Origin of the sequence: Sphingomonas sp. Ant H11, from assembly GCF_000797515.1 — a bacterium.
In the GTDB taxonomy this organism is placed as follows: Bacteria; Pseudomonadota; Alphaproteobacteria; order Sphingomonadales; family Sphingomonadaceae; genus Sphingomonas.
Genome location: NZ_JSBN01000213.1, coordinates 40,721 through 63,523 on the forward strand (window position 1 = coordinate 40,721; position 22,803 = coordinate 63,523).

Below are 22,803 nucleotides of genomic sequence, written 5' to 3' on the forward strand. Positions count from 1 at the left end.
AACATACCACCCTCCCCTTTGACAGCGCGACGCCTACGACCTAGCGACAGCGTATGAGCGAATTCGATGTGATCGTCGTTGGTGGCGGACACGCCGGCACCGAAGCTGCGGCTGCGGCTGCGCGGTGCGGCGCGCGCGTCGCCCTGATCAGTTTTGATCCGGTAAAGATCGGAGCGATGTCCTGCAATCCCGCGATTGGCGGGCTTGGCAAAGGGCATCTCGTCCGTGAGGTCGACGCCTTCGATGGCCTGATTGGTCGCGCTGCCGATGCTGCGGGGATCCATTACCGCATGCTTAATCGCAGCAAAGGGGCTGCGGTGCAGGGGCCCCGAGTCCAGGCAGATCGTCGGCGCTATGCGGCTGCGATCCAGGCTATGCTTCGCGCCCAGGATGGCTTGGATATCGTCGGCGGTGAAGTCGCAGCCCTGCTACGCGACGCGGACGGGGTGGTGAAGGGGGTTCGGCTCGCAAGCGGCCAAAGCCTGACGGCCCGCGCGGTGGTCCTCGCCACCGGGACTTTCCTCGGCGGCCGGATGTTTCGCGGCGAGGAGCGTTTCGTAGGGGGCCGGGTTGGCGAAGCTGCAGCCTCGGAACTCGCTGAGCAACTGCGGGCTGCGCGTCTACCAATGGCGAGGCTCAAGACCGGAACTCCCCCGCGTCTGGACGGGCGGACGATCGACTGGGCCCGCCTTGCGCAGCAGCCGAGCGACGCAGACCCATGGACGATGTCACCGCTATCGCCGTCCCGTCCCCTGCCCCAATTGCATTGCGCGATAACCCGAACGACCCAGGAAACGCATGCGATCATCCGCAGCGGACTGGACCGTTCGCCGCTATTTGGTGGCGCGATCGCTGGTCAAGGGCCGCGTTACTGCCCGTCGATCGAGGACAAGATCCACCGCTTCGGCGACCGGGACGGCCATCAAATCTTCCTGGAGCCGGAAGGTCTGGACGACGCGACCGTATATCCCAACGGGATTTCGACGTCGCTCCCGGTTGATATTCAGGCAGCGATGATCGCCTCGATCCCGGGGCTTGAGCATGCGCGCATTGTCGCGCCGGGCTATGCCGTCGAATATGATCATATCGATCCCCGCGCCTTGTCGGCGACGCTGGAAGTGCGTGCGATGGCAGGTCTGTTCTGCTGCGGCCAGATCAACGGTACGACGGGGTATGAGGAGGCGGCCGGACAGGGCCTGATCGCGGGCCTCAATGCAGCGGCACATGCGCTGGGCGCTGCCCCGATCATACTCGACCGGGGATCGAGCTATTTAGGGGTGATGATCGATGACTTGGTGCTCCAGGGCATCACGGAGCCGTATCGTATGCTCACTGCACGCGCGGAATACCGTTTGCGGCTGCGCGCCGACAATGCCGAGACCCGCCTTGGCCCGCTTGCGGCGCGCATTGGGTGCCTCGGGCCGGAACGCCTGGGCCGTCTCGAGCGGCGCGCCGAGCAGCGCGTGGCGGTCGAAACCCGGCTCGCGCAATCTGTGACGCAGGATGTTTGGGTTGCGGGAGGCGCGCCTTTGGCTCCCGATCCACAGGCGCGCACGGGAGAGCAATGGCTCCGGGTGGCCGGCGTGGAAATTGGGATGCTGATTCCCGAGCTGATGGGCAGCGTGGAGGCTGCCCTGTTGGCCGAGATCGCCGAGGATGCGCGCTATGCCCCTTACCTGTTGCGCCAGGAAACCGAGATCGCCAGCCTGCGCGCGCAGGATGAGATTGCAATCCCTGCTTCGGTTGATTTCGCTGCGATCCCGGGTCTCTCGACGGAGATGATCGAGCGCCTGGCGCTTGCGCAGCCCGAGACATTGGGCTCCGCAAGCCGTATCCGCGGAATAACGCCCGCCGCTTTGACGGCGATCCTGCTGCACCTTCGCAGGAAGGCCGCATGACCGAGGACGAGGCAAAAGCGTGGATTGAGGAGCGCTTTGGACTGGGCGGCGTTGCCGCGATGGCCGCATTTGCGGCAATCGTGCTGGGGGGAAACGCGGCAGCAAAATCTGATCGCACCGTCTACGATTGATGCGATTTGGAGCCGTCACATCGTCGATTCCGCGCAGCTGATCGGCTTTGCGGGCGACGAGAAGGACAATCGATGGATCGATATCGGCAGCGGAGCGGGTTTTCCCGGGTTGGTGGTTGCCGCTTTAACGGAGCGGGAGGTGTGGCTGGTAGAGCCACGAAAACGGCGCGCGGCCTTCCTCGCAGAGACTGCCGCGACGCTCGGAATTGGCGATCGAACGCATGTCGTGTGCGGCCGAATCGAAAATATGCGCCAGACTGCGGGGATAATTTCGGCCCGCGCAGTTGGGCCCTTGACCGAGTTGTTCGGGTGGGCGAGGGATTGTTCGACCCCCGATACGCGGTGGATCTTGCCCAAGGGCCGGTCCGCTCGCGAAGAGGTGGCCACCGCCGAACGGGAATGGCATGGTGTGTTTCACGTGGAACATAGTCTTACCGATCCGGATTCGTTGATCGTTCTCGCATCAGAGGTGTCACGCCGATGAACGTCATTGCCGTAGCGAACCAAAAGGGCGGCGTGGGCAAGACCACCACCGCTATCAATCTCGGTACCGCACTGGCGGCGACCGGATTGCGCGTGCTGTTGCTCGACCTCGATCCTCAGGGAAATGCTTCGACCGGCCTTGGCATCGCGCGCGCCGACCGCCACCATTCCACTTACGATATCTTGCTGGGGGAAACGACAATCGAAGCGGCAGCGCTACCGACGATTGTCCCCAAGCTCGATATCGTCCCCGCCACGGTCGATCTGTCTGGCGCGGAAATCGAACTTGTCGAATATGAGGAGCGGACGCATCGTCTCTCCCGCGCGCTCGCCCGTTCCGATCACCGTTGGGACGTCGTCCTGATCGATTGCCCGCCATCGCTTGGGTTGCTGACCCTTAACGCGATGGTAGCCGCCAATTCGCTCCTGGTCCCGCTGCAGTGCGAGTTTTTCGCCCTTGAGGGGCTCAGCCAGTTGCTGAGCACAGTGGAGCGTATTCGCGAGCGGTTCAATCCCGGCCTGTCGATCATGGGGGTAGCGCTGACCATGCATGACCGGCGTAATCGGTTGACCGATCAAGTCTCCAACGATGTTCGTGCGGTGCTCGGCGGGGTGGTGTTTGAAACCGTTATCCCGCGCAACGTTCGCTTGTCGGAAGCTCCGAGCCACGGCTTGCCAGCCTTGATTTACGATTATCGCTGCCCCGGTTCGGAAGCCTATATCGCGCTTGCCCGTGAATTGATTGCACGACTTCCCAATATCGAACCCCAACCTGCAAGGGCCGCATGACCGACTCGACCGTGCCGCAGAACGCTCCGCAGGCTCGCCCGAAGCCGCGCTCCGGCCTTGGCCGCGGTCTCAACGCATTGATGGGCGATCTGGCCCGCGAGGAGCCGGTTGGCGGGAATAAGGAAACATCGCCCGGTATCCGTTCGCTTCCGGTGGGGTCATTGACGCCGCATCCGGGCCAGCCGCGCCGGCATTTCGATGAAGCTGCGCTTGAGGAATTGGCGCAGTCGATTGCGCAACGCGGGGTGCTGCAGCCCATCGTCGTGCGACCGCACGGGACGGGATACCAGATTGTCGCGGGTGAGCGCCGCTGGCGCGCGGCGCAGCGGGCGCGGTTGCACGAAGTGCCCGTGATCGTTCGGGCATTCGACGATACCGAGACGCTCGAAGTTGCGCTGGTCGAAAATATTCAGCGGCAGGACCTCAACGCGATCGAGGAGGCCGAGGCTTATCATCGGCTGATCGAAGACTTTGGTCACACCCAGGAAGCGCTGGGCAAGCTGGTCAACAAGTCGCGTAGCCATATTGCCAATTTGCTGCGATTGTTAGAACTGCCGACGCCGATCCAGGAACGCGTTGTCACCGGTACGCTGACGATGGGCCACGCCCGCGCCCTCATCGGGGCGGCCGATGTCGAGGCACTGGCCGATCAGGTCGTCGCGCGCGGTCTGTCGGTACGCGACACCGAGCGACTGGCACGGGCGGCGAAGCCTGCACCGCGAAGCCAGAGCACCGAAAGCGGTGGACGCGATCCGGATCTTGCAGCGCTGGAGCATCAGCTTGCCGATCTGCTCGGCCTCTCGGTACGCGTGACCTATGGTGCGAAAGGCGGCACGCTGGTGCTGTCCTACTCGACGCTCGATCAGCTCGATATGGTGTGCCAGCGGCTCACGGGCGAGCGGATTTAACGCCCGCCGCTTACCCGCGCTGGCGCGCAGCCATCCGTGCGACGGCGACCATCGCCGAATCGGCTAGGACCGCACCTGCATTTGCCGTCGCCATCGTCGCGCGTTCGGCGCGGCGGACTCGATCGATCGCTTCGCTGATCTTCGGTGCAGACCAGATGTGCAGAGCGCGCGCGGTGGTGGCGCGTTCGCGAAAGAATACGCGCTCGATGACGGCGTTGACGCTCGCCCCGCCGTCGATCTCGGCGCGCAGCTCGGCAAGTGTCATCAGGCGTCGTGCCAATTGGCGGAGGAGCGGAATCGGCGAAACCCCGGCAACCCTCAAGCGGCCGAGTTCGTCCGCCAGGCGATCCGGCCCCCCATCGATCGCGGCGTCGATGCGCGCGAAATTTCCGAATCCCCTAGATCGGCACCGATCGCATCGAGTGTAGCATCGTCGATTTCGCGAGGGCGTTCCGGTGCGGCATCCAGATATAGAGCGATTTTTTCAAGCTCGCGCGTCATCACCGCGCGGTCCCCCCCCGGCCGCGAGCGCGATGCGGGCGGCGGTTCCGCCCGTCGTCCGCAGCCCCTGCTCGCGCGCAATGCTAGCGGCAATCTTGTCGGCCTCCCCCGCCTCCGGGACATAAAAGACGCAGGCCATCGCGCGTGGACTGGCGGTCGCAAGTTTCACCAGGGCGGACGACCCCTTCACTGTGGGGGCGATCATGACGACGGGATTGCCCGCCCGTTCGGCGGACAGCAACAGGGTGCATGCCTCAACGCAGTCTTCCCCTGCCCCAGCGACGCGGATGTACCGCGCGGTTCCGAAAAGGGACATGGACGCGGCTTCGTCGGCCAGTCGACCGGGATTGGTCTTTAGCATCCCCGGTTCAAGATCCACCCGCTCGGCATCGGGCCCCATGATCCGACCAAGGCGGGCCGCCACGTCGCGTGCTCCGGCTTCGTCAGGGCCGTGCAGCAGGTACAGGCGGATATCGGGATTGGCCGCCACCGCATCGATGGCGCGAGTCAATTGGTTGAGATTGGCCTTCATATGCGGGCCCTATCCATCGGATCAGGGCTTTTCAGGCGAGGTTCGCTGCACATAGGTGGCGACGCGCGCGATGATTTGATCCGCAACGATGCCGGAAAGCCGCTCCAGCGCGGTGTTCTCCGCCGCGATCGTGGCATATTCGGAATTGACCACGTCGATTCCGGCATCCGAGCCGGACGCCGCATCCAGCAGCACCGCACCATTGCTTAGATCGATAAGTTGATAGCGCGCGCGCAAGGTGCGGCGTTCGCGCGAAATGCTGTCGTCGCGGCGAACGCCAAGCCCAACGATCTTGTCGTCCAGTTTGACCTCGAGCCGATAGTGCGGGGTAGCGGCCGAGTGCAGACGATCGCGCAAGGCGTTGGCCATGAGCCATCCAGCTTTGCCCTCGATCGGCGCGACATCGACCTGTGCCAGCGTGATCGCAACCGTGCCGGAGCTTCCACCCGAATAGAGCGGGTGCAACCCACATCCCGACAGAGCGAAACCGGCGGTTACAAGGGCGAGGGCAAGCCTCATGCGACGATGTTCACAAGGCGGTCTGGCACGACGATCACCTTTCGCGGCGGTTTGCCGTCAAGGATGCGGACGATCTTTTCCGAAGACAGCGCTGCTGCCTCAATCTCTTCGCGTGCCAAGCCCTTGGCCAGCACGAGCGTATCGCGCAGCTTACCATTGATTTGTACCGCGACCGTGACTTCGTCTTCGATCAATAGCGCGGCGTCTACGGTCGGCCAGGGGGCGTCGGCGATGAGGCCGGGCTTGCCTGCGGCGGACCATGCTTCCTCGGCCAGATGCGGGGCCATTGGCGCGATCAGGCGCATGAGCGTATCGATCGCGGTATCGCGCGACGCCGACGCTTCGGCGCGTTCGATCGCATTGACCAGTTCATACAGCTTGGCGACGGCCTTGTTGAACGCGAGCGCTTCGATATCGATGGCAATGCCCGCGATGGTCTGATGCAGCTTGCGCTCGAGCGCGATATTGTCGGTACCGGTCTCGAGCCCGCTGCGCTCGCCGTCGAACAGCCGCCACAGCCGCTGGATAAAGCGCCACGATCCTTCGATCCCGGATTCGCTCCACGGCAAATCCCGCTCTGGCGGCGAATCCGACAGCATGAACCAGCGCGTGGCGTCCGCCCCATATTGATCGACGATGCCGGTCGGGTCGACGGTGTTCTTCTTCGACTTCGACATCTTCTCGACGCGGCCGACCGTTACGGTTTCGCCGGTCAGGCGCTCGATATAGCCGTCGCCGTGCTTCTCGATCTCGTCCAGCGAAAGCCAGCGCGACTTGGTGATCGAATCCACGCCGTCGCTGCCGAGCTCGGTGATCTGGCGGCTATAGGTTTCGTGCGTCACCATGCCCTGGGTGAACAGCCCGGCAAAGGGCTCGGCAATGTCGAGCATGCCGATATGGCGCAGCGCGCGCGTCCAGAAGCGGGCATAGAGCAGATGCAGGATCGCATGCTCGACGCCGCCAATATATTGCGCGACGGGCAGCCATTGCTCGGCGACGGCGCGATCGAACGGCTTATCCTTGGGCTGACTGGCGAAGCGGATGAAATACCAAGACGAATCGACGAAGGTGTCGAGCGTGTCGGTTTCGCGCCGTGCGGCCGCGCCGCACGATGGGCAAGCCACGTGCTTCCATGTCGGGTGGCGATCGAGCGGATTGCCGGGAATGTCGAATGTCACGTCTTCGGGCAGGATCACCGGCAACTGATCCTTGGGCACCGGCACCGCGCCACAGGCATCGCAGTGAATGATCGGGATCGGTGTGCCCCAATAGCGCTGGCGGCTGACACCCCAGTCGCGCAGGCGGAACACGGTCGAGCCGGTCCCCCAGCCCTCTCCTTCGGCGCGCTGGATCACCGCGCGTTTGGCTTCCTCAATGTCCATGCCATCAAGAAAGTGCGAATTTACCAGCGTGCCGGGCCCGGTATACGCGCTGTCGCCGACGAAGACCGGATCGGTTTCCTCGCCATCGGACACGACGCGGCGGACCGGCAAATGGTATTTCCGCGCGAAGTCCATGTCGCGCTGATCGTGCGCGGGAACGCCGAACACGGCCCCCGTCCCATAGTCCATCAACACGAAATTGGCGATGTAGACGGGCAGTTGGATCGTCGGGTCGAACGGGTGCGCTGCGGTCAGCTCGGTATCGAAGCCGAGCTTTTCCTGCGTTTCGAGCTCCGCCGCAGTTGTGCCGCCGCGTTTGCACAAGGCGATGAAGTCGGCGGCTGCCGGGTTCCGCTCGGCCAGCACTTGCGCAATCGGATGGTCGGCGGCGACCGCGACGAAGCTTGCCCCGAAAATCGTGTCGGGGCGTGTGGTGAAGACCTCGACCGCACCGCCATCGGACAGTGCAAAACGGAATTGCAGCCCCTGGCTGCGGCCGATCCAGTTTTCCTGCATCAGCTTGACCTTGTCGGGCCAATGCTCGAGCGATCCCAGGCCCTCGAGCAGCTCGTCGGCAAAATCGGTGATCTTCAGGAACCATTGCGACAGCTTGCGCCGCTCGACCAACGCGCCGGATCGCCAGCCGCGCCCGTCAATCACTTGCTCGTTGGCGAGCACGGTCATGTCGACCGGATCCCAGTTGACCGAGCTTTCTTTGCGATAGACCAGCCCGTGCGCGAACAGGTCGAGGAACAGCGCTTGTTCGTGGCCGTAATAGTCCGGCTCGCAGGTCGCCAGCTCGCGGGTCCAGTCGAGCGCGAAGCCAAGCCGTTTGAGCTGTGCCTTCATCGTGGCGATATTGTCGCGCGTCCAGCCGCCCGGGTGAACGCCCTTTTCCATCGCGGCGTTCTCGGCCGGCATGCCGAAGGCGTCCCACCCCATCGGGTGGAGCACTTCCATCCCCGTCATCCGGCGGTAGCGCGCCAGCACGTCGCCCATCGTATAGTTGCGGACGTGGCCCATATGGATCCGCCCCGAAGGATACGGAAACATTTCAAGAACATAGGAGCGCGGCTTGGGCGAATCGTCGCGTGCGGCGAAGGTGCGGGCGTCGTCCCACACCTTCTGCCATGCCGCGTCCGCTTTCAGCGCGTTGAAGCGTGACGCCATGAGAACGGGGATCCTACTGGGCTACGGCAGCGCGGCGCAGGTCACGCGCTTTGGTCAGGATGATATCTTCCAGCTTCTGCACCGTGGAGGCTTCGACCGGGGCCGCGACCCACTGGCCACCTTGATTGACCTGGCGCAGCGCGGCGACGCGAAGGCCATCGGCGCGAAGGTCCTGGTCGAGGATCGTTACCGTAACCTTGATCCGCTCGGCGGGGGCTGCCGGGTTGATATACCAGTCGGTCACGATCACCCCACCGTTGGAATCGGTCTGCAGCAGCGGCATGAAGCTCAGCGTGTCGAGGCTGGCACGCCACAGATAGGCGTTGACGCCGATCGTGGTCACTTTCGAAGCGGCGAGATCGGCGCTTTGCGGCCGGGCACGCTTATGGGCGCAGGCCCCCAGCGACAAAGAGGCGGCAAGAGCGAACGAAACCACGATCGCGGTGCGTGGGCGGCGGGTCATCGGCGGTTCCTGAACAAAACTGGGTGTTGGGGGACGTCGGTATCTATAGAATGTCTCGCGCATGCCGCAAGCGACACATCCAGCGCCTCCGGGTGCGTGCGCCGTGTGTGTCCTTCGAGACACTGTCTTGAGAAAATGAGTCAAGATAGTGGCGGTGCGGAATTGAATCGTGATAGGCGCAATGACACATGACGGTACCAATAAGGTACTGATAAGGGGCTTTGCGTGTTTTCTGCTCGTTGGATGTCCGGGATTGCTGCGGGAGCGCTAGTCGCCCTCGGCATCGCTGTGGCTCCGGCAGTTGGCGCTAGCGACATGCCTGGCACGCGACCTGCGCCCAAGCGCAACGCACTTGCGGTGCGGGGAATCGGCTCTTTCACGCCGGCTTCAGCGGATCCTAGGCTCGCGGCTTTGTTCGCGCGCGGCGGTCTCGATACGAGCGGTTTTCGTTTCACACCATCGGATGGCCGACGAGACGGCTCGCATGCGGTAACGATCGCAATTCGTGCACGGTCGGCGCGTGGAACCACGGTGGTCGATCGCAGCGCGCCTGTTCCCGCTGCGACGGTCAACCTTACGCCGATCGCTTATAATCTCGGCGTCGCGGTCGGGTGGAAGCGCTTTGCACTGTCGGGCGATGTGTCCAAGGTCGATTTGGCGGGGCTGCCGGGTGGTCGCGAAGCAGCCGAAGTCGGGGTCAGCTACACGGGCAATCGCTTCACCGGTCGCGTGAAGGCGGGTGCCGATCGTCCGCTCGCGGGCGCGCCCAAGCTGATCGAAGACGCACCGGCTTACTCGATCGACGTCGGCGGTTCCTATTCGCTGACGCGTCGCCTCGATGTGACGGCAGGCGTGCGCTATAAAGACGAGCGCGAGCGTTTGATCACCCAGCCGAACACCGATACCGGCCGCCGCGACAGCCAGGCGGTGTATATCGGAACCGCCTTCCGCTTCTAATCGGTGGCGGCACTGCGGGGAGTCAGCCCGTCAATAGCCGCCCAACCCGCGAAACCGAGTCTTTTCAGAAGACGGAATCGGTGTGCCGTCACGCCGCCAAGCGCAATTGCGGGAAGGCCGACAGCGCGCGCAATCTGCGCCGCGCGTATTGGCCCCAGGGCGCGGGCTCCCGGATGGGTTCGCGTCGGATAGACGGGCGACACCAGAACAGCATCGGCTCCGGCGCGCCGCGCCGCCATTCCTTCCCGCACCGAATGGGCAGCACCCAGCCGGACCGGCTGCCGGTCCCCTCCAGGCTTCACCAACACCAGGCCGCGTCGCCGTGCGAGTTTTGCGATGCGGTTGAACGTGGCGATCCGCGCTGCCTCCGGTGTCGCGAAGTGGCGAAAGACAACCCCGCTCCCGCGGGGCAGCGCCGCCAGCGCCGCCCATAAGCCCTCGCCCATCCGTTCGTCGGTCATCAGCCACAGTGTGGGGAGTGCGCGAGCGCTTATGGGGTGACGAACAGCCATGTCGCCGCCTATAGCGCCGCCAATGGCCAACGACGACCCCACCACCACACCCGCTTCCGCGCTAGCCAGTGTCCAGGCGACGATCGCCCGCGCCGCCGCGCTTGCCGACCGTAATCCCGAGGGCGTGACGCTGATCGCGATTTCGAAGACCAAATCCGCCGCCGAAATCGCGCCTTTGCTGGCGGCGGGACAGCGCGTTTTTTGGCGAGAATCGCGTACAGGAAGCGCAGGACAAATGGCCCGCGCTACGCGAGTCATTCCCGGATATTACGCTGCATCTGGTTGGGCAATTGCAATCGAACAAGGCCGAGGATGCAGTCGCGCTGTTCGACGCGATCCATTCGGTCGACCGCCCTTCCCTCATCACCGCACTCGCCCGCGCGATGGAGCGGCAGAGTCGCCGCCCGACCTGCTTTCTCCAGGTCAATATCGGGGACGAAGCGCAAAAGGGTGGTTGCGCGATTGACGAGCTCCCCGCCGTGCTCGAGGCGGCGCGCGCGGTGGATTTGCCGATCGGCGGCCTGATGGCGGTGCCGCCGGCCGACACCGAGGCCGCGCCCTATTTCGCGTTGCTTGCCAAGCTCGCGCGCGATCACGACCTCGACGGTCTCAGCATGGGCATGTCGGGGGATTATGAGACGGCGGTGATGCTGGGGGCGACGCATGTTCGCATTGGCAGCGCCTTGTTTGGAGCGCGTGCATGACCTTCGATGGCATCATTTTTGATTTCGACGGCGTCCTGATCGAAAGCGAAGCGGTCGGCAATCGCCAGATCGCGGCCTATCTGACGAGCATCGGCCATCCTACGACGCCTGCGGATTCCTTCGCCAATTTCATGGGATTGTCGGGGGCGTCGTTCATCGGCGCGGTCGAGAACTGGATCGGCCGGTCGCTGCCGGAAGACTTTCACGCCGCGCGCCGAATCGAGGATCAACGCGCGATGCATGAGGGCGTCGATGCGGTCGAAGGTGCGGTCAAGTTCGTGCTTGGCCTGCCCGACGCCTTGCCCAAGGCGATCGCCTCGTCGAGCACGACCGCGTGGATCACGCGGCACCTTGAGCATATTGGTCTGCGCGACGTGTTTGGCGACCGGATCTTCTCGGGCAAGGAGCATGTCATCCGTGGCAAGCCCGCGCCCGATATCTATCTCCACGCCGCCACGGCGCTCGGCATCGACATTGCGCGGGCGGTGATCGTCGAGGATTCGCCCGTCGGTGCCACCGGCGCCGTCGCTTCGGGCGCGCATGTCATCGGGTTTGTCGGTGCGACGCATTGCGGCCCCGATCATGCCGCCAAATTGCGCTCGATCGGCGTCCATGACGTGGCCGAGACCTTCGACGACATTGCCGCGCTGATCGCCTAAAATTGGTGGCCGGTGCGGTCGCGCTTGGTCGCCAGATACCGTTCGTTATGCGGGTTGGCGGGCAGGATGTGCGGCACGCGCTCGACCACCGCGATTCCGGCCGCTTCGAGTTGCGCGACCTTTTGCGGGTTGTTGGTCAGCAGCCGCACTGACCGATGGCCCAGCAAGTCGAGCATTCGCGCCGCCACCGCGAAATTGCGCGAATCGACAGCAAAGCCCAGCCGCGTATTGGCATCGACGGTATCGAACCCCTGATCCTGCAGCGCATAAGCCCGCAATTTGTTGATCAGGCCGATGCCGCGCCCTTCCTGGCGCAGATAAAGGATCATGCCCCAGCCACTCGCCGCGACAGCATCGATCGCGGCATGGAGCTGCGGCCCGCAATCGCATTTCAGGCTGCCGAGCATGTCGCCGGTCAGGCATTCGCTGTGCAGCCGCACGAGCGGGGGGCGACCATCGGGTTTGCCAATCAGCAGCGCGATATGTTCGCCCGGCATTTCGGGCGTCCGAAAGGCGACGATCTCGGCATCCTCCGCGCCGACTACGGGCAAATGCGCGCGCGTCGCGATCGTCAGGCGCGCGGCATTTTCATGGGCGTCGATGTCGCCCGGCGTAAGCACCAGCGCTGCCGATTCGCCCGGCAACACGAAGAAGGCCGGTAGCATCCCTGCAATGCGCGCGAGGCGCAGCGCCGCCGCGCCCGCATCGCGTTCGACCAGACAGTGCGCGCGAAACGGTCCCTTCATAGGGACTTGCAGGTCAAATTGCGGGTCCGCCAGCGCGGTTGCGGTCGCGAAATCGAGCCATGGCGCGCGTTCGATCAGCACGGGCGAATCGGGGGCGGCTGCCTCGCGCTGATTGGCGAGCGTCAGGGTCGCCGCGCGTCCGGCGGAGAGCAAGATGCTCGCCACCCCGCCCGGATCGAACGCGGCGAGCCGCGCAGGGTCGGCGGTTTCGATCGGCAGCAGCGCCAACGTGCCGTCGGCCCCGGCAAGGGCTATCGGCCAGCCACGGCGTAAGGCATCAATGGCAAGCGCTGTCTTGTGGGGATCGCTCAAACGTCGAACTCGGTCATGATGGGGACGTGGTCGGAAGGTTTCAGCCAGCTACGGCATTCTTCGAAGACATGGTGACGCCGCGCGGTCGCGGCAACATCTGCCGTCGCCCACATATGGTCCAGCCGCCGACCGCGATCGTTGACCGTCCAATCGGCCGAACGATAGCTCCACCAGGTATGAAGGCGCGCAGGTGCCGGGAAAAAATGCCGCCCGAGATCGACCCAGCTGTTGGACGCCTTGAGCCGGTCAAGCGCGGCGACCTCGATCGGTGTATGGCTGACGACGTTCAGCAATTGCTTGTGGCTCCACACGTCGGATTCCAGTGGCGCGATGTTGAGATCCCCAACCAGCAGCGTCGGCACGGCAAGCGATTCGGACCAAAGTGTCATCCGCTCCAGAAAATCGAGCTTTTGGCCGAATTTGGGGTTCACTTCGCGATCGGGCACGTCGCCGCCGGCCGGGACATAGACATTCTCGATCCGCATGCCCGATTCGAGCCGTACCCCGACATGACGCGCCTCGCGGTTGGCTTGCCAGTCGAACCGGTCATCCTCGACCAGCGGCACCTTGGACAGAATGGCGACGCCGTGGTGCATCCGCTGCCCATGCAGCACGATATGACGATAGCCGAGCGCGCGGAACGAAGCGGTCGGGAAGTCCTGGTCGATCACCTTGGTTTCCTGCAGGCACAGGATATCGGGCGCGGATTCGCGCAGGAATTTCTCAACAATCTCGATGCGGAACCGTACCGAGTTGATGTTCCAGGATGCGATCTTGAGCAAAGCGGTCATCATCCTGCTCTAGCGAGGCCATGCCTGCCACGCCAGCGGTGGCCGCCCCGGACATGGAAAGGCCCTCGCTCCGGGGGCATGGAGCGAGGGCCGACCTAGCGTTCGTCACGCAGGCGGGAAGCGAAGGTTCGGGTAACAGGGGGAAATCCCGAACGTCCTCATCCGCGAAACCGTCTTTATGCGCGGCAACCTGTCGCCAATATGAATGAAACTATTTTTTCCCGGTCGGGCGCACAGGATCGCGCCACTGAAAGGCATTGTCGGCGACGGGCGCGTTGAACCGCTGGTTCGACAGCCGGATGGTCGTACGATTGTTCTGCGAATCGAGCGCGACCCAGCCCTGCAACATCAATCCGCCCGGCGCAGTCGGATTGCGCGCGAACACCAGGCTGATCCGGCCATATTCCGGATGCTTGGGGTCGGCTGCGTCCACGGCGATCACATTGGGATTGTCCGTCGTGACCACGGAAGCGATCTTGCTCATATCGCGCGAGGGATCGAGCAGGATGCCAAGCGGGGAACCGGCGATCGGCCAGCGTTGCTTTTGGGCGACCGAATAATCGAGGAACCACAAGGATTTTCCGTCGCTGACGATCAGGATCGGCACGCCTTTTTCATATTGAAAGCGGATCTTGCCGGGCTTCTTCAGCGTCAGCACGCCAGTCAGCACCTTCCCCGATCGGTCCGTCTGGGTGAAGGTCGCCGTCATGCTTTCGACTGCGCGTAGATGATTTTGCACTTGTGCCAGGTCGCCGACCCGGGCGGCCGCCACCAGCGCGGGGACTGCGAGCAAAGCGAAAGCAGGTTTGAACTGGTTGAACACACATATCTCCTGATCGGCCGCTATACAGCGCCACCGGCTTGAACCCGCTCTGAACCGCAGCCTTAGACGGGATGACCGTCGCGGTCGCGCAGCACTTCGCGGCGGCCGACATGATCGGGGCGACCGACGATATTGTCCTTCTCCATCCGCTCGATCAGCCGCGCGGCGCTGTTATAGCCAACGCGTAACTGGCGTTGCAGCCACGAGGTCGAGGCTTTTTGGCTCTCCACCACCAACTGCACCGCCGCGCGATATTGCTGGTCCTCGGCCGAATCTTCGCCGATCGGCGCGCCGTCGAGCGCGAAGCCGTCCTCCGGCTCTTCGGTCACCGCCGTGTTATAGTCGGGCCGCCCTTGCGCGCGCCAGTGATCGGCTACCGCGCGCACTTCGTCATCGGATACGAAGGGCCCGTGCACGCGCACGATGCCTTTTCCGCCGGGCATATACAGCATGTCGCCCTTGCCGAGCAGCTGTTCGGCCCCCTGCTCGCCCAAATGGTGCGCGAATCGATTTTGGAGGTGACGTGGAAGCTGATTCGCGTCGGCAGATTTGCCTTGATCACACCGGTGATGACGTCGACCGACGGGCGCTGCGTTGCCATGATGAGGTGAATGCCGGCCGCGCGCGCCTTTTGCGCCAGGCGCTGGATCAGAAATTCGACCTCTTTGCCCGCGGTCATCATCAGGTCGGCCAGTTCGTCGACAATCACCACGATCTGCGGCAGCACCTGATAATCGAGCGTTTCCTCTTCATAGATCGGCGCGCCGGTGACGGGTTCATAGCCGGTCTGCACCTTGCGCCCGAGCGGCTGGCCCTTGGCCTTGGCCGCGCGCACCTTGTCGTTGAAGCTGGCGAGGCTGCGCACGCCGAGCGAGGACATTTGCCGATAGCGGTCCTCCATCTGCTCGACCGTCCATTTGAGCGCGCGCACCGCCTTGGCCGGGTCGGTCACGACGGGTGCGTAGAGGTGCGGAATGTCCTCATACATGCTCAGTTCGAGCATCTTGGGATCGATCATGATCATCCGGCACTCTTCCGGCTTGAGCCGATAGAGCAGCGACAGGATCATGCAGTTGAGCCCGACCGACTTGCCCGAACCCGTCGTACCCGCAACGAGCAAATGCGGCATCGGGGCGAGATCGGCGATGACGGGATCGCCCGCGATATTCTTGCCCAGCACCAGCGACAGCGCGCCCGGCTGATCGTCGAGCGAATCGATGAGTTCGCGCAGGCCCACCGTCTCGCGCCGCGCATTGGGCAACTCGATACCGATTACGGTGCGCCCGGGAATGGTAGCCACGCGTGCCGACACCGCCGACATGTTGCGCGCGATATCGTCGGCGAGCTGAATGACGCGGCTCGCCTTGATGCCGGCCGCCGGTTCCAGTTCGTACATCGTCACCACTGGGCCCGGTCGCACATTGATGATCGATCCCTTGACGTGGAAATCGCTCAGCACCGTCTCCAGCAATCGCGCATTGCGGTCGAGCGCAACCTTGTCGATCGGGCCACCGACCGAGGGTGGAGTCGGCTTGAGCAGATCGACCGAAGGCAAATGCGACTTGTCGCCGAAGTCCATCGACGTCTGCTTTTCGCGCGGCTTGGCGGTGGTGACCGGCGTCATTTGCCGTTCGGAAATGACCGGACCCGGTCGGACATCGGGGGTCGCCACCGCACGCGGCATCGACAATTTGCGCGGCGATTCGGGCACGAATCGCTCGGGTTCGATCTCCGCTGCGCCGCGCCGGTCGGTCAGTCGCTTCGGCTCGCGTGGCGCGCGGGCCGGTCGTTCGGCCATGTCGATGGTGAAGCTATAGGCCCATAGCGCCAGCCCGCAGAGGCCGACAATCGCGGCCGCACCGCGCGTCGTCCACAGCACCGCCTCGCTATTCCCGATCAGCGCAATCGCGGCGCGGAGCAGGTCCGACACGGCAAGGCCGAGGATCCCGCCCCACCCGGCCGGCAACCACCCCACCGCCGCGCCGGACACCAGCGCGAATGCGGAGCCGAGCAACGCGATGCCGCCCGCTGCGGTGAGCAATATCCGCCGCCAACGCCCAACGGGCACGTCGCGCCACAGCCGCAAAGCAATCAGCAGCAGCGTCGGTAGCAACAGCGCGATTCCCGGACCCAGCAACCAGAAGGCTCCGTCGGCGACCAAAGCCCCGCCGCGCCCCAACCAGTTGCGCGCCGGGCCGGCCGAAGCCGTATTGAGCGACGGATCGCTGGCATGATAGCTCGCCAGCGCAATCACGATCACCACCACCAACGTCACCAGCGCGATCGCAGCGATCAACGCGCCGCTGCGCACCGCGCCGGCCCGGACGGTTTCACGCCACAACGGTGGCTGCGCGCGGCTCGCCATGCTTTCCAAATCCCAAATGTTCGCTGTCTGTCCCCAGGAATCATCGCGCGCGCGCGGGCTTGCGTCAAGGCTGGAGCGGTGGGGCGAAGCCGTTGGCACGCCCCCGCCGAAGCGCTACAGCGGGCTATGAACCAAGCAGACGTCATCATTCTCGGCGGCGGGCTCGTCGGCAGCGCGCTCGCCGTGGCGCTCGATCGGCACGGGCTCAGCGCCATCATCATCGACATCGCCGATCCGGAGGTGATCCTTGCCGCCGGCTTTGACGGCCGCGCTTCGGCGATTGCCGGTGCGCCGTGGCGGATGCTCGGTGCGATCGGTGTGGCCGATCGTCTTGCTGCTTTTGCCTGCCCGATCCAGGGGATTCGCGTCAGCGATGGGCTGGAGCCCGGTGCGCTCGATTTCGAGCCGGATGCGGGCGAGGATGCGCTTGGGCATATGGTCGAGAATCGACGGCTGCGCGCGGCGTTGTTCGAAGCGGCATCGGCCGCGCCCAGGGTGGACGTACGGATGAAGACTCGGGCAGTCGCGGTCGATCGCGGCGAACACGGCGTTACCGTCACGCTCGATTCGGGCGCGGTCATCACCGCGCCGCTGCTGATCGCGGCAGAAGGTCGCAATTCACCGACGCGCGAGGCGGCGGGCCTGCGTGTCGCACGCTGGACGTATGACAATGCTGCGATCGTCACGTCGCTGCACCATGAACACCCCCATGAGAACATCGCCTTCGAGATCTTCTATCCCGATGGTCCGTTCGCAATCCTGCCACTCAACGATGATGAACAGGGCCACCGCTCGTGCATCGTCTGGTCGGTGACGCGCGATCAGGCCCCGGGGATGATGAAGCTGTCCGACCGCGGTTGGCTGGCCGAGGCGGACAAGCGTATCGGCGGGTTTCTCGGCGCGCTCGGGCCGCTTGGCAAACGGATGAGCTATCCGCTCGGCTTTCACCATGCCGCGAAGATCGTGTCGAACCGGCTGGCGCTGGTCGGTGACGCGGCGCACGGCATCCACCCGATCGCGGGCCAGGGTGTCAATGTCGGTTTCCGCGACGTGGCGACGCTGGTCGAAGTGCTGGTCGAGGGCAAGCGCACCGGGCTCGACCTCGGCGATCCGCAGTTGCTCGCACGCTATGATCGTTGGCGCAGCCTCGACACCTTCATGGTGGCGGCGGCAACCGATGGGCTCACGCGGCTGTTCGGCGTGCCGGGCAAGACCGCCAACGCGGTGCGGCGTTTCGGCTTGTCGGCCGTGCAGCACATGCCCCCGCTAAAGCGCCGCTTCATCGCCGAAGCGCGCGGCGAGAGCGGCGACGTACCCAAGCTGCTGCAGGGAATGACGGTTTAGCCGCGAGCGGCGGCGCAGGTCGCTGCGTTGATTGGGGTCGCGCGTCCACCGGTAGCCCGCAGAGCCGTGGTCAGTTGCGCACATTTTCCCCGGCGGCAGGCGGCGCACTGGCTGTCGCTGCGATACGCGCGTCCTCGTTGCCAATCCGTCGCTGCGTAGCGACATGTTCCACCGCTGCCGCCTTTTTCGGGTCGAACAGCGTGGCGAAGAACATCCCGATCATCATCGCCGCGCCGCCGAGGCGGCCCTTGCGCTTGGCCTTGCTCATTGCGCTTGCCTCTATTGCAGCGTCACCGAATCCTCGCCGTCATGCCGCCCGAAGAACTGCATGAGCTGGATGATCAGTTCGGCGCGGTTCTCGATACCGCCGGCTTCCAGCAACGCCTGCTTTGCCGCGACGTCGAACGGGGCGATCTGCGCGATCCCGTTGACCAGCGATTCGTCGTCGAGCCGCGCTACCGCGTCCCAATCGACCGCATAGCCCTGCGCATCGGCAAAGGTGCGCGATTCGCTTTCCAGCGCGGAGCGGCGCGACAGCGAAAGCATTTCGGGGCTGGCAGGGCCAGCGATCAGTTCGGCCTCGACCTGGCGGAAAGCCGTGGCCACATCCAGCTCGCGCACGATCCGGAACAGCGACAGCCCTTCGAGGATGAGGTTGTAGCGTCCGTCCTCGCTTGCCTCGAACTCGGCGATCTTGCCGACGCAGCCAATGTCGAACAGCGCGGGCCGTTCGACGCGATTGGCGGCGTTCGCGGGGAGGGTGGGTCGCGGCTGCACCATGCCGATTCGCCGGTCGCGCGCCATGGCGTCGGAAATCATCGCGCGATAGCGCGGCTCGAAGATGTGCAACGGCAAATGCATCCTCGGGAAGAGCAATGCCCCTGCCAGCGGGAAGATCGAGAGCCGCGTCGTCGTCACCCGAACAGGATTGCCGACAGCTTGCGCCGCTGCGCCGACACCCACGGATCTTCGAGTCCGACCACCTCGAACAGCTTGAGCAACTGCGTCCGCGCGGCACCCTCGTTCCAGCTGCGGTCATCGGCGATCATCGCCAGCAGCGTGGCCGCAGCCCCGTCGCGGTCACCCGCTGCCATCTGGCCACCGGCCAGGGCAAAACGCTTGTCGAAATCCTGCGGATTGGCAGCGACTTCGGCGGCAAGCCCAGCCAGATCATCGACCGGCTTGGCCTCGCGGGCCAGCGCCAGCGCACTGCGCGCGCGCTCAATCTCGGGCAGCTTGGCTATCTCTTCGGGCAACGCCGCGATCGCCGCTTCGGCGGCATCGGTCTGCTTGTCGGCAACCAGCGCGCGCACCATTCCCGAAAGAACGGCCGGATGCTCGGGGGCCATTTCGGCGAGCTGTGTGAATACGCTGACGGCACGCGCGGCATCGCCCTCGACCAATACCTGCTCGCCCATCGCGATCAGCGGTTCGAGTTCGGCTTCCAGGCTTGCCTCGGTGCTTTCGATCGGCAGCTGCTTCAAGATCTGGTCGAGCATGGTGCGCAACTGCGTCTCGCTGCGCGCGGGTGTCAGGTCCGCGACCAATTGCCCCTGGAACATGGCATAGACGGTCGGGATCGACTTGATCTGGAATTGCGCGGCGATGAACTGATTCTTGTCGGTGTCGATCTTGGCCAGCACCACACCCTTGTCGGCATAAGCGGCAGCAACCTTTTCGAGCAGCGGCGTCAGCGCCTTGCACGGCCCGCACCATTCCGCCCAGAAATCGATGATCACCAATTTGGTCATCGACGGTTCGACGACGTCGCGGCGGAAGCTTTCCACCGCTTCGCGTTCGGCGCTGCTCATACCCAGGGTAGCCAAGTGTCGCTCCAATCCAGTGTGCCCGGCCTTATGTGGTTGCTCAGGCCGCGAAGCCAACCCTTTTCGCATGATTGGGGCAGGGAATGCACTTTGCTGCGATAAGGGGGTTGCCGAGTCCGCATGTCGCTGTTAGAGCCCGCCGCCTTACCCGCCCAGTCAGCGACTGATTGGGCCGTAACGCCAGAGCGGGCGTAGCTCAGGGGTAGAGCACAACCTTGCCAAGGTTGGGGTCGAGGGTTCGAATCCCTTCGCCCGCTCCAGTCTTCCGAATCGGCAGTTCACAGCGTGAATTGCTCCGGCACCAAAACCTGAAATCCCCTTGGAGTCGCACCGATCGCGGGCCTTCTCCTATGTCCCGACGGGGGCTGACGCGAATTTGAAGTCTGGCGGTGTGCGGCGTTCGATCTTCCGATCGACCCAGCCGGGCCCAAGGTTGAGCTACCTGCTTTTTGCCTGCCGCCATTTTTGACGCTCCCGGAAGCGACATCCGTTGATACGGTCCGATGCGCGGCCTTCCGCCGAACGCGCAGCAATGCTCTAAGCGTGCTATGAGGATTGCCCGTATACACCTGCCGCTGATTTTGATCGCTGCGCTCGCCGCCGCGCCGCTTGGCGCACAATCCACCTTCGACCACGTCGATCCGATGATCGGGACGGGTGGTGAAGGGCATACCTTCCCCGGGGCTGCGGCACCGTTTGGCATGGTGCAGCTGAGCCCCGATACCGATACCGGCCATGTCATCCGCGACAGCTATAAATGGGCGGCGGGATATCGCTATTCCGACCCGACCATCGAAGGCTTTTCAGCGACCCATTTCTCGGGCGCAGGGCATTCCGATCTCGGCGATTTCCTGGTGATGCCGACGTCGGGCGATGCTGTCCCGCTCGAGCCCGGCGACGTGGCCAAGCCGGGGTCGGGCTATCGATCGCGTTTCAATCATGCAAGCGAGGTGGCCACCCCGGGCTATTACGCCGTGACCCTGACCGATCCAGCCGTGCGAGCCGAGATGACCGCGGGCACGCGGATCGGGGTGCATCGGTACACCTTCGCCCCGGGCAAGGCCGCGCATCTGGTGCTGGATCTGCGGTCATCGCTCTACAATTATCCGGGCAAGGTCTTGTGGGCCTCGCTTCGGCTGATGCCGGACGGGACGCTGGTCGGCGCGCGGGAGACGCGCGGATGGGCACCGGACCGCAAACTATATTTCGCGATGCACTTCTCAACCCCGCTCGCCGGGCACGCCTTCATTAGCACCGAGAAGGACGTCGCTTACCGCGGATTCCAGGGCCCGGGGCGAAGAACCGACGCCGTCGCGGAACGATCGGGCCGCGCGCTCGTCGCGCGGCTCGATTTCGGCGCACTCACGCGTCCACTCGAGGTGAAGATCGCGATTTCATCGGTCGATGAGGCGGGTGCGGTTGCCAATCTCGCCAGCGAACCCGGCGATTTTGATGCCGTGCACGCCCGCACCACCGCAGCCTGGCGCGCAGCGCTCGACGTCCTCGAGATCGCAGCACCCGTCGCGATGCAGAAGAGCGTTGCCACGGCGTTGTATCACAGCCTGCTAGCCCCTTCGGTGGCTGGAGATGCCGACGGCCGGTATCGCGGGCCCGACAACCAAGTGCATCGCGCAACCGGTTATACTTTCCGCTCGACCTTCTCGCTATGGGATACGTTCCGCGCCGAACACCCCCTGCTGACATTGGTGCAACCGGCCAGCACCACGAACGACGTGGTGCGCTCGCTCGTTGCGAGCCGCGAGAACAGCCCCGATGGCATCCTGCCGGTATGGCAGTTCCAGGGACGCGAGACCTGGACCATGATCGGCTATCATGCCGCTCCGGTTATCGCGGATGCCTATCTGAAAGGGATTCGCGGGTTCGATGCAAACGCCGCGCTCGCCGCGATGGTGGCGAGTGCGACCTATGCCCCCTACGGCGGTCTCGGCGACTATATGAAGCTTGGCTACGTACCGATCGACCGCGAGCCAGAAGCCGCCTCGAAGACCGTCGAATATGCCTATGACGATTGGACCATCGCCCGCATGGCACGCGCGATGGGGCGCAGCGACGTCGCCGCGACCTTCGAGAAGCGCGCGCACAACTGGCGCAACAGCTTCGATGGAAGAACCGGTTTCGTTCGCGCGCGCAAGGCGGACGGCAGCTTCCGCACCCCGTTCGACCCGACCGCCATCAATTACGGATCGGATTATACCGAAGGCAACGCCTGGCAATATAGCTGGTTCGTACCGCAGGACCAGGCGGCGTTGACGACCGCGCTCGGCGGCGATGGCGCGACGATTGCCAAGCTCGATGCGATGTTCGATTACGACACTTCGAAGCTGGATTACAGCCACGCCGAGGATATCGCCGGGCTGATCGGCCAGTACATCCACGGCAATGAGCCGAGCCATCACGTCGCCTATCTTTACAGCTATGCTGGCGCGCCGTGGCGTACCCAGGCGCGGCTGAAACAGATCGTCGAGAGCCAATATCATCCGACCCCCGACGGTCTGTCCGGCAATGACGACCTCGGGCAAATGTCGGCATGGCTGGTCTTCACGGCGCTGGGCTTCTACCCGGTGACGCCAGGCAGCCTCGAATATGTGATTGGTCGGCCGTTCGTCGATCGGGCGACTTTAACGCTGCCTAACGGTAAGCGCCTCACCATCGTGGCGGACGGGCTCGACGACAGCCATCCGTTTGTCCGATCCGTCAGCTTGAACGGTGTCCCCATAACCCGCGCCTATCTGCGTCACGACCAGATCATGGCGGGCGGAGAGTTGCGGTTCACTATGCAATCGAAGCCAAACACGGCGTGGGCGGCTCAACCTGCAGATCGACCGTATTCGAGCAGTCAGACACGATAAGGTCGAAGGCACGCGGAGGTGCCCGGGCGCTTCACCGGTAACGCTGTCCGTTCAGGTTCGATATTTGCGGTTTTCGGCGGTCGTGGTGGCACGGGCATGGCCCGCAACAGCGGTGGAT

General features: G+C 64.2%; 19 protein-coding genes, 1 tRNA gene and 3 pseudogenes. 11 read left to right on the forward strand and 12 right to left on the reverse strand.

The annotated features are described in order from the left end of the window. The first annotated feature begins 53 nt into the window (after positions 1-53). The 5 genes from mnmG to NW75_RS22190 are packed head-to-tail and all read left to right on the forward strand — an operon-like array spanning position 54 to position 4,209. Positions 54-1,898, forward strand: coding sequence for a tRNA uridine-5-carboxymethylaminomethyl(34) synthesis enzyme MnmG (gene mnmG / locus NW75_RS22175; protein ID WP_033967502.1), 1,845 nt, complete (start codon positions 54-56; stop codon positions 1,896-1,898). After that, a complete protein-coding gene (locus tag NW75_RS27575; protein ID WP_269430368.1) occupies positions 1,895-2,029 on the forward strand; it encodes a hypothetical protein in 135 nt (44 codons plus the stop codon). The genes mnmG and NW75_RS27575 overlap by 4 nt, the downstream gene beginning before the upstream one ends. After that, positions 1,968-2,513: a 16S rRNA (guanine(527)-N(7))-methyltransferase RsmG gene (gene rsmG, locus NW75_RS22180; protein WP_231565395.1), complete on the forward strand. Its 546-nt coding sequence runs from the start codon at positions 1,968-1,970 to the stop codon at positions 2,511-2,513. The genes NW75_RS27575 and rsmG overlap by 62 nt, the downstream gene beginning before the upstream one ends. After that, complete coding sequence (locus NW75_RS22185; RefSeq protein ID WP_033967503.1) at positions 2,510-3,301, forward strand: ParA family protein; 792 nt, start codon at positions 2,510-2,512, stop codon at positions 3,299-3,301. The genes rsmG and NW75_RS22185 overlap by 4 nt, the downstream gene beginning before the upstream one ends. After that, the gene (locus tag NW75_RS22190) at positions 3,298-4,209 is read left to right on the forward strand and encodes a ParB/RepB/Spo0J family partition protein (RefSeq protein WP_033967507.1); all 912 of its coding nucleotides are present in this window, start codon (positions 3,298-3,300) and stop codon (positions 4,207-4,209) included. The genes NW75_RS22185 and NW75_RS22190 overlap by 4 nt, the downstream gene beginning before the upstream one ends. 10 nt (positions 4,210-4,219) lie before the next feature. Here the strand turns inward: NW75_RS22190 and NW75_RS22195 are convergent. The 4 genes and pseudogenes from NW75_RS22195 to NW75_RS22210 form a co-directional block, all read right to left on the reverse strand. Continuing rightward, positions 4,220-5,242: pseudogene (locus tag NW75_RS22195) on the reverse strand (DNA polymerase III subunit delta). A 21-nt stretch (positions 5,243-5,263) separates the two neighbouring features. Next, on the reverse strand, positions 5,264-5,761 hold the full coding sequence (gene lptE / locus NW75_RS22200) for an LPS assembly lipoprotein LptE (protein WP_033967511.1): 498 nt from the start codon (positions 5,759-5,761) through the stop codon (positions 5,264-5,266). Beyond that, entirely contained in the window at positions 5,758-8,313 is a 2,556-nt protein-coding gene (leuS, locus tag NW75_RS22205; RefSeq protein WP_033967513.1) for a leucine--tRNA ligase, read from the reverse strand. Before leuS ends, lptE begins: the two co-directional genes overlap by 4 nt. A gap of 13 nt (positions 8,314-8,326) precedes the next feature. After that, complete coding sequence (locus NW75_RS22210) at positions 8,327-8,776, reverse strand: DUF3576 domain-containing protein (protein WP_010405938.1); 450 nt, start codon at positions 8,774-8,776, stop codon at positions 8,327-8,329. A gap of 531 nt (positions 8,777-9,307) precedes the next feature. Here NW75_RS22210 and NW75_RS27980 point away from each other — a divergent pair. Continuing rightward, the gene (locus NW75_RS27980; protein WP_310065918.1) at positions 9,308-9,733 is read left to right on the forward strand and encodes a porin; all 426 of its coding nucleotides are present in this window, start codon (positions 9,308-9,310) and stop codon (positions 9,731-9,733) included. On the opposite strand, the gene NW75_RS22220 is transcribed toward NW75_RS27980, so the two are convergent. After that, complete coding sequence (locus tag NW75_RS22220) at positions 9,730-10,398, reverse strand: thiamine phosphate synthase (protein WP_331386199.1); 669 nt, start codon at positions 10,396-10,398, stop codon at positions 9,730-9,732. The genes NW75_RS27980 and NW75_RS22220 overlap by 4 nt on opposite strands. On the opposite strand from NW75_RS22220, the pseudogene NW75_RS22225 reads away from it, so the two are divergent. Then, a pseudogene (locus NW75_RS22225) lies at positions 10,328-10,949 on the forward strand (YggS family pyridoxal phosphate-dependent enzyme). The gene NW75_RS22220 and the pseudogene NW75_RS22225 overlap by 71 nt on opposite strands. After that, complete coding sequence (locus tag NW75_RS22230) at positions 10,946-11,608, forward strand: HAD family hydrolase (RefSeq protein ID WP_033967516.1); 663 nt, start codon at positions 10,946-10,948, stop codon at positions 11,606-11,608. The pseudogene NW75_RS22225 and the gene NW75_RS22230 overlap by 4 nt, the downstream one beginning before the upstream one ends. On the opposite strand, the gene ribA is transcribed toward NW75_RS22230, so the two are convergent. From ribA to NW75_RS22250, 4 genes and pseudogenes are all read right to left on the reverse strand, one after another. Continuing rightward, complete coding sequence (gene ribA, locus NW75_RS22235; protein ID WP_033967517.1) at positions 11,605-12,666, reverse strand: GTP cyclohydrolase II; 1,062 nt, start codon at positions 12,664-12,666, stop codon at positions 11,605-11,607. The two genes, NW75_RS22230 and ribA, sit on opposite strands and share 4 nt — an antisense overlap. Beyond that, positions 12,663-13,457: an exodeoxyribonuclease III gene (locus NW75_RS22240; protein WP_033967575.1), complete on the reverse strand. Its 795-nt coding sequence runs from the start codon at positions 13,455-13,457 to the stop codon at positions 12,663-12,665. The genes ribA and NW75_RS22240 overlap by 4 nt, the downstream gene beginning before the upstream one ends. Positions 13,458-13,668: 211 nt before the next feature. Further along, positions 13,669-14,280: a LolA family protein gene (locus NW75_RS22245; protein ID WP_033967518.1), complete on the reverse strand. Its 612-nt coding sequence runs from the start codon at positions 14,278-14,280 to the stop codon at positions 13,669-13,671. 62 nt (positions 14,281-14,342) lie between these two features. Continuing rightward, positions 14,343-16,645, reverse strand: a pseudogene (locus NW75_RS22250) (DNA translocase FtsK 4TM domain-containing protein). Between the two features lie 126 nt (positions 16,646-16,771). Here NW75_RS22250 and NW75_RS22255 point away from each other — a divergent pair. Further along, positions 16,772-17,989, forward strand: a complete 1,218-nt coding sequence (locus NW75_RS22255) for a UbiH/UbiF/VisC/COQ6 family ubiquinone biosynthesis hydroxylase (RefSeq protein WP_033967519.1) — start codon at positions 16,772-16,774, stop codon at positions 17,987-17,989. A gap of 70 nt (positions 17,990-18,059) precedes the next feature. On the opposite strand, the gene NW75_RS22260 is transcribed toward NW75_RS22255, so the two are convergent. Genes NW75_RS22260 through NW75_RS22270 form a run of 3 tightly spaced genes read right to left on the reverse strand, consistent with a single transcriptional unit; the run spans position 18,060 to position 19,800 of the window. After that, positions 18,060-18,257, reverse strand: coding sequence for a hypothetical protein (locus tag NW75_RS22260; RefSeq protein ID WP_033967521.1), 198 nt, complete (start codon positions 18,255-18,257; stop codon positions 18,060-18,062). A gap of 11 nt (positions 18,258-18,268) precedes the next feature. After that, entirely contained in the window at positions 18,269-18,907 is a 639-nt protein-coding gene (locus NW75_RS22265) for an LON peptidase substrate-binding domain-containing protein (protein ID WP_033967523.1), read from the reverse strand. After that, complete coding sequence (locus NW75_RS22270) at positions 18,904-19,800, reverse strand: tetratricopeptide repeat protein (RefSeq protein ID WP_033967525.1); 897 nt, start codon at positions 19,798-19,800, stop codon at positions 18,904-18,906. Before NW75_RS22270 ends, NW75_RS22265 begins: the two co-directional genes overlap by 4 nt. A 200-nt stretch (positions 19,801-20,000) precedes the next feature. Here NW75_RS22270 and NW75_RS22275 point away from each other — a divergent pair. Together NW75_RS22275 and NW75_RS22280 are read left to right on the forward strand one after the other, a co-directional pair. Beyond that, positions 20,001-20,075 (forward strand) — tRNA-Gly (locus NW75_RS22275). 288 nt (positions 20,076-20,363) lie between these two features. After that, positions 20,364-22,685, forward strand: a complete 2,322-nt coding sequence (locus tag NW75_RS22280) for a GH92 family glycosyl hydrolase (RefSeq protein WP_033967526.1) — start codon at positions 20,364-20,366, stop codon at positions 22,683-22,685. The last annotated feature ends 118 nt before the right edge of the window (positions 22,686-22,803 follow it).

Coding starts and splice junctions, on each gene's coding strand:
- mnmG (WP_033967502.1), top strand. CDS start 54: ATGAGCGAATTCGATGTGATCGTCGTTGGTGGCGGACACGCCGGCACC.
- NW75_RS27575 (WP_269430368.1), top strand. CDS start 1,895: ATGACCGAGGACGAGGCAAAAGCGTGGATTGAGGAGCGCTTTGGACTG.
- NW75_RS22185 (WP_033967503.1), top strand. CDS start 2,510: ATGAACGTCATTGCCGTAGCGAACCAAAAGGGCGGCGTGGGCAAGACC.
- NW75_RS22190 (WP_033967507.1), top strand. CDS start 3,298: ATGACCGACTCGACCGTGCCGCAGAACGCTCCGCAGGCTCGCCCGAAG.
- lptE (WP_033967511.1), bottom strand. CDS start 5,761: ATGAGGCTTGCCCTCGCCCTTGTAACCGCCGGTTTCGCTCTGTCGGGA.
- leuS (WP_033967513.1), bottom strand. CDS start 8,313: ATGGCGTCACGCTTCAACGCGCTGAAAGCGGACGCGGCATGGCAGAAG.
- NW75_RS22210 (WP_010405938.1), bottom strand. CDS start 8,776: ATGACCCGCCGCCCACGCACCGCGATCGTGGTTTCGTTCGCTCTTGCC.
- NW75_RS22230 (WP_033967516.1), top strand. CDS start 10,946: ATGACCTTCGATGGCATCATTTTTGATTTCGACGGCGTCCTGATCGAA.
- NW75_RS22240 (WP_033967575.1), bottom strand. CDS start 13,457: ATGACCGCTTTGCTCAAGATCGCATCCTGGAACATCAACTCGGTACGG.
- NW75_RS22255 (WP_033967519.1), top strand. CDS start 16,772: ATGAACCAAGCAGACGTCATCATTCTCGGCGGCGGGCTCGTCGGCAGC.
- NW75_RS22260 (WP_033967521.1), bottom strand. CDS start 18,257: ATGAGCAAGGCCAAGCGCAAGGGCCGCCTCGGCGGCGCGGCGATGATG.
- NW75_RS22270 (WP_033967525.1), bottom strand. CDS start 19,800: ATGAGCAGCGCCGAACGCGAAGCGGTGGAAAGCTTCCGCCGCGACGTC.
- NW75_RS22280 (WP_033967526.1), top strand. CDS start 20,364: ATGAGGATTGCCCGTATACACCTGCCGCTGATTTTGATCGCTGCGCTC.